Origin of the sequence: Bradyrhizobium sp. WSM1743 (genome assembly GCF_000473065.1) — a bacterium.
Taxonomy (GTDB): domain Bacteria; phylum Pseudomonadota; class Alphaproteobacteria; order Rhizobiales; family Xanthobacteraceae; genus Bradyrhizobium.
Map to the genome: position 1 here is coordinate 1 of NZ_AXAZ01000061.1, position 12,796 is coordinate 12,796.

The 12,796-nt window shown below is 63.8% G+C and carries 16 protein-coding genes and 1 pseudogene; 12 read left to right on the forward strand and 5 right to left on the reverse strand.

The annotated features are described in order from the left end of the window. Window positions 1-222 (reverse strand): helix-turn-helix domain-containing protein (locus YU9_RS42765; RefSeq protein WP_036018408.1); only part of this gene is annotated, 222 nt, incomplete at its 3' end. Window positions 223-322: 100 nt separating this feature from the next. Between YU9_RS42765 and YU9_RS46295 the strand changes: the two genes are divergently transcribed. After that, window positions 323-493 (forward strand): hypothetical protein, encoded by a 171-nt coding sequence (locus YU9_RS46295; RefSeq protein ID WP_245266558.1) that lies wholly within the window; start codon window positions 323-325, stop codon window positions 491-493. A gap of 163 nt (window positions 494-656) precedes the next feature. Here the strand turns inward: YU9_RS46295 and YU9_RS0128870 are convergent, their stop codons facing one another. Next, complete coding sequence (locus YU9_RS0128870) at window positions 657-1,217, reverse strand: SET domain-containing protein (RefSeq protein WP_027575927.1); 561 nt, start codon at window positions 1,215-1,217, stop codon at window positions 657-659. A 163-nt stretch (window positions 1,218-1,380) separates the two neighbouring features. On the opposite strand from YU9_RS0128870, the gene YU9_RS0128875 reads away from it, so the two are divergent. Continuing rightward, window positions 1,381-1,983, forward strand: a complete 603-nt coding sequence (locus YU9_RS0128875; protein ID WP_027575928.1) for a hypothetical protein — start codon at window positions 1,381-1,383, stop codon at window positions 1,981-1,983. A 20-nt stretch (window positions 1,984-2,003) separates the two neighbouring features. Here YU9_RS0128875 and YU9_RS0128880 read toward each other — a convergent pair whose 3' ends face one another. Beyond that, window positions 2,004-2,732 carry a TetR/AcrR family transcriptional regulator gene (locus tag YU9_RS0128880; RefSeq protein ID WP_027575929.1) on the reverse strand — a complete coding sequence of 243 codons (729 nt, stop codon included), beginning with the start codon at window positions 2,730-2,732 and terminating at the stop codon, window positions 2,004-2,006. 106 nt (window positions 2,733-2,838) lie between these two features. Between YU9_RS0128880 and YU9_RS0128885 the strand changes: the two genes are divergently transcribed. From YU9_RS0128885 to YU9_RS0128915, 7 genes and pseudogenes are all read left to right on the forward strand, one after another. Beyond that, window positions 2,839-4,236 carry a carotenoid oxygenase family protein gene (locus YU9_RS0128885; RefSeq protein ID WP_027575930.1) on the forward strand — a complete coding sequence of 466 codons (1,398 nt, stop codon included), beginning with the start codon at window positions 2,839-2,841 and terminating at the stop codon, window positions 4,234-4,236. A 126-nt stretch (window positions 4,237-4,362) separates the two neighbouring features. Next, entirely contained in the window at window positions 4,363-4,626 is a 264-nt protein-coding gene (locus YU9_RS0128890; RefSeq protein ID WP_027575931.1) for a hypothetical protein, read from the forward strand. A 76-nt stretch (window positions 4,627-4,702) separates the two neighbouring features. Next, complete coding sequence (locus YU9_RS0128895) at window positions 4,703-5,278, forward strand: hypothetical protein (RefSeq protein ID WP_027575932.1); 576 nt, start codon at window positions 4,703-4,705, stop codon at window positions 5,276-5,278. Between the two features lie 12 nt (window positions 5,279-5,290). Beyond that, window positions 5,291-5,845, forward strand: a complete 555-nt coding sequence (locus YU9_RS0128900) for an inner membrane-spanning protein YciB (protein WP_027575933.1) — start codon at window positions 5,291-5,293, stop codon at window positions 5,843-5,845. 105 nt (window positions 5,846-5,950) lie between these two features. Then, the gene (locus YU9_RS0128905; protein WP_027575934.1) at window positions 5,951-6,247 is read left to right on the forward strand and encodes a hypothetical protein; all 297 of its coding nucleotides are present in this window, start codon (window positions 5,951-5,953) and stop codon (window positions 6,245-6,247) included. 14 nt (window positions 6,248-6,261) lie between these two features. Beyond that, window positions 6,262-7,181: pseudogene (locus YU9_RS51190) on the forward strand (SH3 domain-containing protein). 160 nt (window positions 7,182-7,341) lie between these two features. Then, complete coding sequence (locus tag YU9_RS0128915; protein ID WP_027575935.1) at window positions 7,342-8,316, forward strand: DUF3616 domain-containing protein; 975 nt, start codon at window positions 7,342-7,344, stop codon at window positions 8,314-8,316. 54 nt (window positions 8,317-8,370) lie between these two features. Here YU9_RS0128915 and YU9_RS0128920 read toward each other — a convergent pair whose 3' ends face one another. Next, the gene (locus YU9_RS0128920; protein ID WP_027575936.1) at window positions 8,371-10,026 is read right to left on the reverse strand and encodes a fumarate hydratase; all 1,656 of its coding nucleotides are present in this window, start codon (window positions 10,024-10,026) and stop codon (window positions 8,371-8,373) included. 212 nt (window positions 10,027-10,238) lie between these two features. Between YU9_RS0128920 and YU9_RS0128925 the strand changes: the two genes are divergently transcribed. The 3 genes from YU9_RS0128925 (at window position 10,239) to YU9_RS0128935 (ending at window position 11,966) form a co-directional block, all read left to right on the forward strand. Beyond that, complete coding sequence (locus YU9_RS0128925; protein ID WP_027575937.1) at window positions 10,239-10,712, forward strand: hypothetical protein; 474 nt, start codon at window positions 10,239-10,241, stop codon at window positions 10,710-10,712. Window positions 10,713-10,999: 287 nt separating this feature from the next. After that, window positions 11,000-11,173, forward strand: coding sequence for a hypothetical protein (locus tag YU9_RS49245; RefSeq protein WP_194393053.1), 174 nt, complete (start codon window positions 11,000-11,002; stop codon window positions 11,171-11,173). 118 nt (window positions 11,174-11,291) lie between these two features. Next, window positions 11,292-11,966, forward strand: coding sequence for an isoprenylcysteine carboxylmethyltransferase family protein (locus YU9_RS0128935; RefSeq protein ID WP_027575938.1), 675 nt, complete (start codon window positions 11,292-11,294; stop codon window positions 11,964-11,966). Between the two features lie 32 nt (window positions 11,967-11,998). Here YU9_RS0128935 and YU9_RS0128940 read toward each other — a convergent pair whose 3' ends face one another. Then, on the reverse strand, window positions 11,999-12,706 hold the full coding sequence (locus YU9_RS0128940) for a glutathione S-transferase (RefSeq protein WP_027575939.1): 708 nt from the start codon (window positions 12,704-12,706) through the stop codon (window positions 11,999-12,001). Window positions 12,707-12,796 lie beyond the last annotated feature (90 nt).

Consider the following 12,796-nt stretch of genomic DNA (forward strand, 5'->3'; position numbering starts at 1 on the left):
TGCTAGCGGCTTGAGCTTGCGGGGGCCAGGTTTGGGTCCGGGCTTCCGGTTCAAACCGTCCGGCCCATCGGCGCTCCAGGCTTTGATCCAGTCATGAAGAATCTTGCGGGATATCCCAAGCTCGCGGGCCACAGGAAGGACGCCTTCGCCCCGCTCAACCCGCTTGATCGCCTTCAATTTGTAAGCCGTCGGAAACTGACGCTTCTTTCCTGGTCCTGCCACAGGTCATCCTCGAAATGCCTGTCACTGTAATTATCGTGTCTCACTTCAGGGGTGCAGTCCAGTGCACTAAATCTGGCCGCTGTCGCGGCTATGCTGCGGCATGGCTCGTCTTGCCCGTGTCGTGATCCCCGGCCATCCCCACCATGTCACCCAGCGTGGCAACGGTCGCGGTCGCACGTTTTTCGAGGAGGGCGACTATGCGCTCTATCGCGATCTGCTGGCGGCGAATATGTGGGGATTGCGGAAGAGCGGGAGCGCGGTGGCGGCGTGAGGCCGCCATCCACAGCTGTCGTCGCCCGGCCTTGTGCGCAATTGCGCACCGGACCGGCGCGCCGGCATTCCAAGGACATTCGTGGGAAACGGAGAAGCCGCGGCGTACGGGATGCCCTGGTCGAGCCGGAGCAGGACGGCGGAGTTGGGGGCTCGCCCTGGCGCTACGCCCTTGCCCGGCCCGCCTTGCCGGGGAAGTGCTTGCCGTTCAACTTCTTCTTTTTCGCCGTGCTTTTCGCGCCCGCCTTCTGCGCCTTGCGCTCGGCGCGCGCCTTCACCTTGGCGGCTTCCGCCCTCGCCTCGGCGCGGAGCTTCTTGCGCTTCTTCTCGCAGGAATCACACTTGCAGCCGATCGGCTTCAGATAGGCTTTGAAATAGTCGGTGCCGTAATCGTAGTTGATCTCGTCGCCCGGCTCGATGTTCTTGATGGCGCGGATGAAGACCTTGCGTTCGCGCGGACGGACGTCGGATTCTGCGTTAGGGCGGCAGGAATGATTGATGTAGCGGGCGAGGTTCTTGCGCACCGATCCGTCGATGGTCCAGCGGCCGTTGAGCTCGAACAGATATTTGTTCTCGATCTCGTCCTGCTCGGGAATCCGCGAGTCCAGGATCGGTCCGAAATAGCGGATGATCCGGGTCCCCTTCTTGATCGGCTTGGTGGCGAAAAGGCCGAGTCCGGTCTTGGAGCGGCCGACGCGATAAGGTTTGTTCGAGGTAGCTGGCATGATCAGGAGAATGAGAACGCGAACGAGGCCGGATCGGCTTAAAGCGAAGCCGCTCTTCTAGAACGATTCCGCGCCGCTGTCAGGTATATCACGTCACTGTTTGAACCTTGCCCACAATCAAGACGTCTGATGGTACGGAGTTCCCACTGCATCGAAGCCACATATGAACCGCATTACCAGCATCGGCTTGGCCGTCTTGATGACTTGCATCGGCCCAAACAGCGCTGACGCCCAATCCGCGGGCAGCACCTACACCTCGACGGCACCAAAAGATTGCCGCCAGATCGGCAAGCCCAGCGCGCCCGCCGGCACCATGCGGCTGTGTCCGGGCAAGGACGGCCTGATGGTGCTGATCGCCGAGGACGATCTTCGCGAAATCGTCTCGGTCGGCCACAATCGCAAGGCCGCAGTCGAGGAACCGGCGGCGAAGATCTGGTTTGCCCCGTTCAATTCCTCGGAGACCACCGTCGAATGGCGCGCTGCCGGCGCAAAGCCGTTTGCGATCATCCAGCGCTGGCACATCGCCGACAATGCCGATTCCGACAAACGGGGGCGGCCGAACACCAAGGCCATGCTGGTCGTGACCCGGCTGCCGCCGGGCACGGTCTGCCACGTCGCCTATGTCGATGCCATCGCGAACCCTGATGCCAACGAGCTCGCGCGCAAGGCGGCGGACGATTTCGCCCGCGGCTTCACGTGCGGCAAGGACGAGGTGAAGATCATCGGTACGCGCGGCCGCGCCGTCGAGCTCGCGACCATGCACTAGCCGTCGCGGTTCACCAGCCGCTACACGGGAAGCTTCGAAGCCACGGGCGCCGTCAGCATCGCCTCGAGCAGCCTCTCCGCCGTCGTGCCCTCGGGCAGGCGCTCGAGGATGTCTTCGAGCCGACCGTCGAGCAACAGCATGGTGAAACCGTGCACCAACGACCAGGCACGCGCGATCGCGGCGCCCTGGTTCAGCGTCAGTGCGTCGCCACTGATCTGCTCCTGCCGCATCGCGCCGATCGCATTCGCAAGTCCGGCGAAAGAAGCTTCGGCCGCCTCGTGCAGCGAGGGCCTGGAATAATCCAGCCGCTCAGTGCGGAACATGATGCCGTACATGCCGGGATGGGCCTGCGCATAGGCGACATAGGCTTTCGGCCGCGCCAGCGCGCGCTCCAGCGGCGTGGTGGCGGTGTCACAGGCCGACCCCATCGCCGCGTTGAACTGGCGGAAGCCGACGGCCGCAAGCTCGCTGAGCAGACCGGTGAGATCGCCGAAATGGTGCGTCGGCGCGGCATGCGAGACGCCGGCCTCGCGCGCCACCGCGCGCAATGTCAGGCCGGCAAGCCCGTCGCGCTCAAGCACCCGTTCGGCGGCCTGGAGCAGCGCTTCGCGCAACGCGCCGTGATGATACGGCGTCTCGGTCTTCGCGCTTCCCGCGCGGCGCGCCGGACGCGATGCTGCTGTCTGGGTCGCTCTTCTGGGGGCACGCGAGCTGCGCGCCGCTTCGCCCTTGGTGTCAGTCTTGGCCATTTGCAAGCTATATGACGCAATATTGACAGTGTAAAGATTTCACTTGACGAAAGCTGCAATCGGGCTTATCCAATCTTTACGATGTAAAGATAAGCGAGGATTCGCCGTGCAGCACGACGCCATGGCCGAGCGCCGCAACAATCTCGCGCCGATCCCGTTCGAGGCCGACGCGCCCTTCCTGAAGATCATCGGCGAATTGCCGCGCGAGCTGAACGGCACGCTATATCGCAACGGCCCCAATCCGCAGTTCGATTCGCCCGGCGCGCACTGGTTCGTCGGCGACGGCATGCTGCACGCTTTTCATCTCGAGAACGGCCGCGCCAGCTACCGCAACCGCTGGGTCCGCACGCCGAAATGGCTCGCCGAGCACGACGCCGGCCGCGCGCTGTTCGGCGGCTTCGGCCGCAAGCTGCCGAATGCCCCGGCCCACCTCACCGACGGCGGCGTCGCCAACACCAACATCATCTTCCACGCCGGCAAGCTGCTCGCGCTCGAAGAAGCGCATCTGCCGACCGAGATCGAGCCTGGCACGCTGGCGACGCGCGGCTATCACAACTACCAAGACCGCATCGCCGGCAGTTTTACCGCGCATCCGAAGATCGATCCCGTCACCGGCGAGCTCGTGTTCTTCGGCTACAACGCGGCGGGTCCGCTGACGCCCGCCCTCTCCTACGGATCGATCGACGCCTCCGGCAAGGCGACGCGCTTCGAGCGGTTCGAGGCACCCTATGCCAGCATGGTGCACGACTTCATCGTCACCGCGAACCATGTGCTGTTTCCGATCCTGCCAATCACCGGCAGCATGGAGCGCGCGATGAGCGGACGGCCGCCCTATGCCTGGGAGCCGGACAAGGGCGCCTATGTCGGGGTGATGAAGCGCAGCGGCACGGCGAAGGACATCGTCTGGTTTCGTGCCGAGGCCTGCTACGTCTTCCACGTCATGAATGCGTGGGAGGACGAGAACCGCATCGTCGCCGACGTCATACAGTTCGAGGAAGCGCCGCTGTTTCCGCATCCCGATGGACGGCCGACCGACCCGGACAAATCGCGCGCCCGCCACTGCCGCTGGACCTTCGATCTCTCAGGGAATACCGACCGTTTCCAGCAAACATATCTCGACGATCTCACCGGTGAATTCCCCCGCATCGACGATCGCCGCGCCGGACTGAAGAGCCGCCACGGCTGGTACGCTTGCGCCAATCCGCGACTCCCGATGTTCGGTGCGCTGTCGGGCATCGTCCATGTCGACGGTAACGGCCGTCGGCTCGGCCATTATCTGCTGCCGGCCGGCGACACCATCTCCGAGCCTGTTTTCGTCGAGCGATCCAAGGATGCAGCCGAGGGCGACGGCTGGCTGCTCGCTGTGGTCTGGCGCGCGCGGGAAAACCGCAGCGACCTCGCCGTGTTCAATGCGACCGATATCGAAGCCGGCCCAGCCGCATTGGTGCAGCTCGGTCACCGCGTGCCCGACGGCTTCCACGGCAATTGGGTGGGTGCGGCATAGCGCTCGTCATTCCGGGGCGCGCCACTTGGCGCGAACCCGGAATCCATTTCGCGACACGTGTTGCTGCCCGATGGATTCCGGGCTCGCGCTGACGCGCGCCCCGGAATGACGAAAGAGGAGTTTTCGATGCACATGCCCTCGCTCACCGCAGTTTGCCTTGCCGTCCTCGCGCTGACCGGTGCTGCGCTCGCATTCCAGATGATCCGGCTGCGGCGGAGCCGCCATACCGTCTTCAACGGCGGCATCTTGCTCTGCCTCGGCCTTTTGATCGCCTCCGCACTGCCGCTCCTGTCGCGCCTGCCCTGGGCGGAATTGGCCGAGGAGGCCTCCGACCAAGCCGTTGCAGCCCTTTACCTTTTGGAGGTCGCCTACGTCATTTTGACACTGTAAAGATTTTGCTTGACCCGGGCCCGACCCGGAAGTAGTAATCTTTCCATTGTAAAGATCAGCTCGACCGAGGCGGCCCATGGCGATTTTCCTGATCCTCGCGCCTTACGGTGCCTACACCTTCCTGATGCTGGTGACTTCGACCACGATCAGCGTGTTTGCGGCATCGGCGATCTGCCTCGCCACCGTCGCGGTCGATGTCGCGCGCGGGCGTTCGGTGAAGATCCTGGCCGCGGGCTCCGCGATCGTGTTCGCCGCAATCGGCCTTTACCTCGCACTGATCGATCCCGCGCTCGGCACGCTCGGCGTCAAGCTGTCGATCGATATCGGCATCCTCCTGATCTCGCTCGGCTCGATGCTGGTCCGCCATCCCTTCACACTGCAATATGCGCTCGAGTCGGTGCCGGCCGAGACCGCGGCAATGCCGGGCTTTCTCCGCGCCAATTACATCATCACCGCCGCGTGGACAGCAGCAGCGCTGTTGATGGCGGCCGCCAATCTCGTGCTGCTTTACATCCCCGGCCTGCCGCTTTGGTCGAGCCTTGCGGTCGCCTTCGCCGCCCGCAACAGTGCGATCTACTTCACAAAGTGGTATCCCGAGTATCGCCAGATCAAGTACGGTACGCCGGCCCGCGCTCTTCCCGACGCCCGCTGAACAGGATCGACGATGAAGGACGTATTCGCCCGTCTCGCCTCCGACTTCCTCTCCGCCATCGTCTTCCTGGCCGTCTACCTGATCACCGACAACGTCGTCCTGGCGACGTCGGTGGCGATCGCCGGAGCGATCGCGCAGGTGATCTACGCCCGCGTCAAAGGACGAGAGCTCAACTACATGACCTATGCGAGCCTCGCGCTCGTCGTCGTGCTGGGCGCGATCACGCTGCTGACCAATGATCCACGCTTCATGCTGGCGAAACCCTCGATCGCGCATTTCGCGATCGGACTCATCATGCTGAAGCGCGGCTGGATGCTGCGCTACATGCCGCCGATCGTCGCCGAGACCGTTCCGGAATATGTCACGGCTGCAGGCTATGCCTGGGCGGGGTTGATGTTCGTGATCGGCGCCGGCATGATCGTGGTCGCCTCCACGGGCGATCTGAAGCTGTGGGCGTTCTACATCACCGTGGTTGCCGGCGGCACCAAGATCCTGGCCTTTGCCGTGCAGTACGCCGTTCTGCGCCTCATCGTCACCAGCCGCCGGCGTGCCGCCGCCCGCGCCTAAATGCCCTATCGCAGGGTTAGGCAGGAACTGCGAGTTGGGCTATAGGCTCGCTCAGGACGGCCGCGGATCGTCGCGGACCGCCGAAATTCGTTCGGGAGACGGGGAATGGCCGTAGACGGCAACTGGAATCTGACCATGACGACGCCGATGGGCGAGCGCCAGGCGACGCTGAGCCTGAAGGCCGCGGACGGCACGCTCACGGGCACGCAGGGCGCGGAAGGCAATACCGCCGAGATCTTCGACGGCACCGTCTCTGGCGACAACGTCTCCTGGAAGGTCTCGATCACCAACCCGATGCCGCTCACGCTCGAATTCACCGGCACGGTTTCCGGCGACAGCATCAGCGGCGAGATGGGCATCGGCCCGATGGGCAGCTTCCCGTTTACGGGCGCGCGGGCGTAACGCACGTTGCGCCGATGCGTGCGCTTCGTCTCATCGCAGCGACAATCCTGTGTGTCGCGACACAAGCAGCGCGCGCGGATGACAGCGAACCGGCGTGGCGCGCAAGCGCGCTCGCTCTGGTGCCGTCAGGCTATGTTGCCGGCACTGCTTATCGAACCGCAGGTGCGACCGGCTATCTCGCGGTCTACCCCGCGACATCGAACGATCCGAAGACACCGGCAAGCGCCTTTGCGGTGCGCCAGGCTCTGGTCGTCACGCTGACGGCGGATGGGACGCGAGCAACGTCAGCCGAGCTGAGGCCGCGCACCGAGCCGGATCCCGACAACGACGACAACGATTTCGCCAGGCTGCACGCCGAGCTCGCCGCCAAGCGCGCAACGCTCCCCGATGGCACCGAGCCCTGCGGTCTCGGCGCCTGGTCCATCGACAAGGACCCCAGCGGCCTCAACGTGCGCGCCGAGCCGTCGGTCAAGGCGCGCGTGCTCGGCACCTTGCCGCCGCCCTACCGGCTCAAGCTTGGCGGCGCTGAGAACACGCCCGAGGGCGGCTGGCTGACCGAATTCCGCATCGTCGGCTTTAGGGACGGCTGGTTCTGATCGAAGGCGCGAGGCCGCCCGGCAAGGACTACGAGGACGAGAAGCGATATCCGCGCAGCGCGCCAAAACCCTATGCCGGCCGCGGCTGGGTCGCCTCGAACAAGGTCGGCGCGAATTACGCCAATGGCTATACGCGCGCGGGCGGGCTATTCCAGGCGCCCTTCGTCGATGCCAAATGGATGCCGGCCCAGCGCGAGCTCGGCGGTCCGATCGACGGCGACGGCGGACCGAAGCGGCTCATGGCGTGCAGCGGCTTCTGGGGCCTGGTCGAGAGCCATGACAGCGTCCGCGGCTGGTGGCGCGCGCTTTGCTCCAACCAGGTCACGAATTGCAGCTGACCGAAGCGAGCGCTCCGCGACATTCTTTCCCTTGCCTTTTATGCAATTCAGGATTGTATCCTGGGATGACGCCCGGGAGGCAAGAATGTCCGATAGCATCGCGCGTTTGACTCACCGATCAGTGTCCGCCGCGTTCGTCTGCACTCTCTTGGTGGCAACCATGCCGGCCGCGCGCGGCGAGCATTTGCCGCCGAAGGTTGCTCCGGAGGCAACGACTTGGAAGCCCGCCTCGATTTTTGAAAAAGACAGCAACGACGAGCTCAAGAAACAGCCGCGCATGAACCTGAGCGGCGCAGCGTGCGTCCCGACCACGCCCAAATTCACGTCATGCCTGATTGCCAATGACGAGAAGAAATATGCGCAGTTCTTCTCGATCGAAGGCAACCTCCTCGTTCCGAAGGATCTCATCCGGTTGTCGGACGATGACGACGACCCCGATGCCGAGGGCGCCGCTTATAGCGAGGGCTTCTTCTATGTGACCGGCTCGCATGGCCGAAGCCGACACAGCGACGAGAAAAACCTGTCGAGTTACACCGTGTTTCGGATCGCCGTGGATCCGAACACCGGAGCTCCCAAGACCAAGCCTAACGCCGAAAGCGTGGACGGCGTGGAGGCGAGCTCGCGCCTGCGCAAGGTGCTCAAGAACGACGACCTCGTCGAGGCGTATTTCGACGAGCCGCTTGCGAAAGGTGGTATCAACATCGAAGGAATAGCGGTCAGAAACAACCGCATGTATTTCGGACTGCGAGACCCTTCGCTGAAGCATCACGCCTACGTCGTCAGCGTCGATGCAAATGCGCTCTTCACCAAGCACGACTATCTCAAACCCGACACCGCCGCGCTCGAACTCGGCAAGCATACCGGAATCCGGGACCTCGCGGCGGTCAGGGACGGCCTGTTGATACTCGCAGGCCCGACGCGCGAGGAAGAGGTTCCCTATACCGTCTGGCTGTGGGACGGACGCAGCGAGACGGCAGCCAAGCCCTTGGCCACGCTTGATCTGAGCAAGGTGGAGAAAGGCGCCAAAGCGGAAATTCTGCTTCCCCTCGAGGAGGACGCCACCAGCTTTCGCGTCCTCGTCATGTTCGACGGCGTCGAAAACGGCGGCGCCATATCGTTCAGGATCAAGCGCTGAGCGCAGGCCGCAGTCGTCCGCCGGTCCGGGACCGCCGGACGACGCTGAACCCGATCAGCCCAAATTCAACTCCTTGAAGAAGTCGTTGCCCTTGTCGTCGATGATGATGAACGCCGGGAAATCGACGACTTCGATGCGCCAGATCGCTTCCATGCCGAGCTCGGGATATTCGAGCACCTCGACCTTCTTGATGCAGTGCTCGGCGAGGTTCGCCGCGGCGCCGCCGATCGAGCCGAGATAGAAGCCGCCATACTTCTTGCAGGCCTCGCGCACGGCCGGCGCGCGGTTGCCCTTGGCAACCATCACCATCGAGCCACCGGCGGCCTGGAATTGGTCGACGAAGGAATCCATGCGGCCAGCGGTGGTCGGACCGAACGCACCGGAGGCATAGCCCTCGGGCGTCTTGGCGGGGCCGGCGTAGTAGACCGGGTGGTTCTTGAAGTAATCCGGCAGCGGCTCGCCCTTCTCCAGCCGCTCGCGCAGCTTGGCATGGGCGCTATCGCGCGCGACGATCATGGTGCCGGTCATCGAGACCCGCGTCTTGATCGGATATTTCGAGAACGTCGCCAGGATGTCCTTCATCGGCTGGTTGAGGTCGATCTTGACGACCTCGCCGCCGAGCGCCTCTTCGACCTCAGGCAGATATTGCGCCGGATTGTGCTCGAGCTCCTCGAGATAGACGCCGTCCCTGGTGATCTTGCCGAGCACCTGGCGGTCGGCCGAGCAGGACACGCCAAGCCCGATCGGCAGCGAAGCGCCATGGCGCGGCATGCGGATCACGCGCACGTCGTGGCAGAAATATTTGCCGCCGAACTGGGCGCCGACGCCGAGCGACTGCGTCATCTTGTGGATTTCCTTCTCCATCTCGACGTCGCGGAAGGCGTTGCCATCGGGCGAACCGTGGGTCGGCAGCGCATCGAGATAGCGGGCCGACGCCAGCTTCACCGTTTTCATGCATAGCTCGGCCGAGGTGCCGCCGATCACGATTGCGAGGTGATAGGGCGGGCACGCCGCGGTGCCGAGCGTCAGGATCTTCTCTTTCAGAAAGGCGAGCAGCCGGTCCTTGGTCAGCACCGACGGCGTGGCCTGGAACAGAAAACTCTTGTTGGCGGAGCCGCCACCCTTCGCCATGAACATGAACTTGTAGGCGTCATCGCCCTCGGCGTAGATCTCGCACTGCGCCGGCATGTTGTTGGCGGTGTTCTTCTCCTCGTACATGGAGAGCGGCGCGACCTGCGAGTAGCGCAGATTGCGGCGCAGATAGGCATCGCGCGCGCCTTCGGACAGCGCCGCCTCGTCGTCACCGTCGGTGATGACGTTGCAGCCCTTCTTGCCCATGATGATCGCAGTGCCAGTGTCCTGGCACATCGGCAGCACGCCGCCGGCCGCGATGTTGGCGTTCTTCAGGAAGTCGAGCGCGACGAACTTGTCGTTCGGGCTGGCCTCGCTGTCCTCCAGGATCGCGCGGAGCTGCTTCAGGTGTCCCGGACGCAGATAATGGTTGAGGTCGCCAAAGGCCGCCTCCGACAGCGCCCGCAGAGCCTCGCGCGAGACCACCAGCATGTCCTTGCCCAGGACCTTCTCGACCCTGACGCCCTCGGACGAGATCTTCTTGTACGGCGTCTCGTCCTTGCCCAGCGGGAACAGCGGGGTGTGCTTATAGGGCGGAACGGGCTTGGACGGGTCGGGGAAGGCGGTGGGAGCGTTCATGGGCGAATCTCGGGGTTTGGGGCCACGCGCGGGCCCTCGCGTAGAAGCGTTCTAAGCTCATTTTGGACGGAAAAGAAAGGGACCGGTACGCATGAGAGAGCGCGGCCAGGGGCTCGGGAAGGCATTGACACAGCACGTGGAAAGGCCGGGATCCCACCCTTGCGCTTCGCCTCCGCCGACGCTTGAATGCGCGTCCTAAGGGGCTTTTCATCATGATTTTGAAACTGAACGTCCGCGGCGCGATCCTGGTCGCCGCCGCCATCACCGGCCTTGTGACCCTCTCCTCGCCTGCCCGCGCCGATCGCTGCGACGACAGCGCCAAGGAGCTGGCGAACCAGATCGACCGCCTCAAGGTGAATTTCCGCGCTGCCAACATCGTCTATCTCTCGCATCCGGCGGCCAAGGAGCTGTCGGTCGGCTGCCGCGGCGACAAATATTCCATCGAGCTCTATGCCAAGGGTGATCGCAAGCCGAAGCCAGAGTTCTATGCGCTGGTCGGATCGATGGCGGCGATCGTCTTCACCGTGACGAAGGACGACACCACGACGGGCTCGACACGCTGCCTCAAGCGGATGGGCCTGTTGCGCGGCGACAAAATCAACATGCGCTACCGGCGCCTCAACATGGAATGCACGCGCACCAAGACGGAGGCTTCCATCGCGATCACGCGCGGCAAGGACGAATAGGCGGGACACTCGCCGCAAATGCGGCGCGAAAATGTCGCGATGCCGTCCGCCGCATACTCCGTCATTGCGAGCGCAGCGAAGCAATCCAGACTGTCTCCGCTGAGGGACTCTGGATTGCTTCGCTACGCTCGCAATGACGAGGAGACAGCCGCGGCCTCTCCAATAGTGTGCGTGCGGAAGCAAAACGGATCACTCCACCAATTTCCTCGCATTTTAGCGATTTCCTTGAAGGAAATTTCGCTCCTCGCAGGGCAGGCTCGATTGTTCCCATGTGTGAGGATTTGCGGATGAAGGTTTCCACCGTTGCGCCGCCGCCGATCGCGATCGTGGTACCAAACTACGACACGACCAAGCAGCAAGACGATCAGACCAAGGTCAAGGACGAGGATCCGACCTTTAAACCGCAACCGCCGGCGCCGCTGCCGCCAGGTCAGGGCACGCGGATCGATCAGCTCGCCTGACCAGGTTTGCCCAGGCTGAAAGCGCCCGATCCGCTCGGTCGGGCTTTTGGCGCGTCCGGCCGCATCTTTGCCGGATAGCTGAACCAATATCGTGCGCGCCCGCTTCTGGGAGCTGCGCATGATCGCACGCCTCTTGCTGCAGAATACGATCTTCACCGTTGCGATGGGCGCGCTGTTGTTCGGGGCCGCCGGCACGCTGTATTGGCCTTCGGCCTGGGTGTTCCTCATTACCTGCGCCCTGCTTGGTCCGCTTTGCGGCTGGTGGCTGTACCGGCTGGATCCAGCACTGCTGGCCGAGCGTCTGCGTCCGGTCATCCAGAGGGACCAGCCACCGGCCGACAAGGCCTTCATCACCGTCTTCATCATGGTGATGCTGGCCTGGCTGATCGCGATGGGGCTGGACAGGCGTTCGCTTGCATCCGACATGCCGCTTGCCTTGCTGATTCTCGGCTTCGTGCTGTTCCTGCTCTGCACGCTGCTCACCATGTGGGTCTTCCGCGAGAACTCATTCGCGGCGCCCGTGGTGAAGCTGCAAGCCGAGCGCGCGCAGCGCGTGATCTCGACAGGGCCCTACGCGTATGTACGCCACCCCATGTATAGCGGCATGATCCTGTTCTTCATCGGACTGCCGTTGCTGCTGGGGTCGTGGTGGGGACTTGCGATGATGCCGCTCTTCCTCGTCTTGTTCGCGGTCCGCATCCGGATCGAGGAGCGCACGCTGCGCGAGGGCTTGCCGGGCTATGCCGATTATTTCGCGCGGGTGCGCTATCGCCTGGTGCCGGGCGTGTGGTGAGGGCGGCTGGCGCCAGCCAGCGTCCGGACTGACTAATCGTCCAGCACGCGATAGCGGCGGAAGATGCCCTGCTCGTTGAAAGGAATGCGGCGGTCGCTCGCCAGATACGCCTTGATATTCGGCCGCGCAGCGACGCGGTCGTGCAGGCCGACAAGGCCGGGAATGTCCGTCTCGAACGCCTTCATGCGCTTCGGAAACGCGTAGCGCAGCCCGGCGACGATCTGGAACAGCGAGAGATCGACGTAAGTGAGCCGGCGGCCGGTGAGATATGCGCCGCCATTGCCGGCGAGCAGCTGCTCGAAATAGCCGAGATATTTCGGCACGCGCTCGTCCCAGAACTCGGCCGTGCGCTTCTTCGCCGGCGCCTTCTGGTCCTCATAATAGAGCGAGGGCCCGAGCGGATGATGGGTGTCGTGGATCTCGACGACGAGGTCGGTGATGGTGAGCTGAAGCTGGTGCACCCAGAGCCTGCCGGCTTCCGTCTTCGGCGCAAGCCCATGGCGAGCGCCGAGGTAGAGCAGGATGTTGGCGGTCTGGCCGATGACGAGCTTGCCCGCTTTGAGGAACGGCGGCGCAAAGGGCGGCGTGGCTTTCTGCGCGTCCATCATCTTCATCATCGCAGCCGTTCCGCGCGGACCGCGCGCGACATCGACGTAAGCGGCCCCCGCCTCCTCCAGCGCCAGCCGCACATATTCCCCGCGGCCCTGGATCTCGGGCCAGTAGTAGAGCTCGTATTTCATGGGAGACAGTCCTTTGAGACGCGCGCAGGACAAGCCTAGCACGCGACGCAAGTTCCGTCGTCATGAGGCGGAACACCGGCCCCGCGCGTC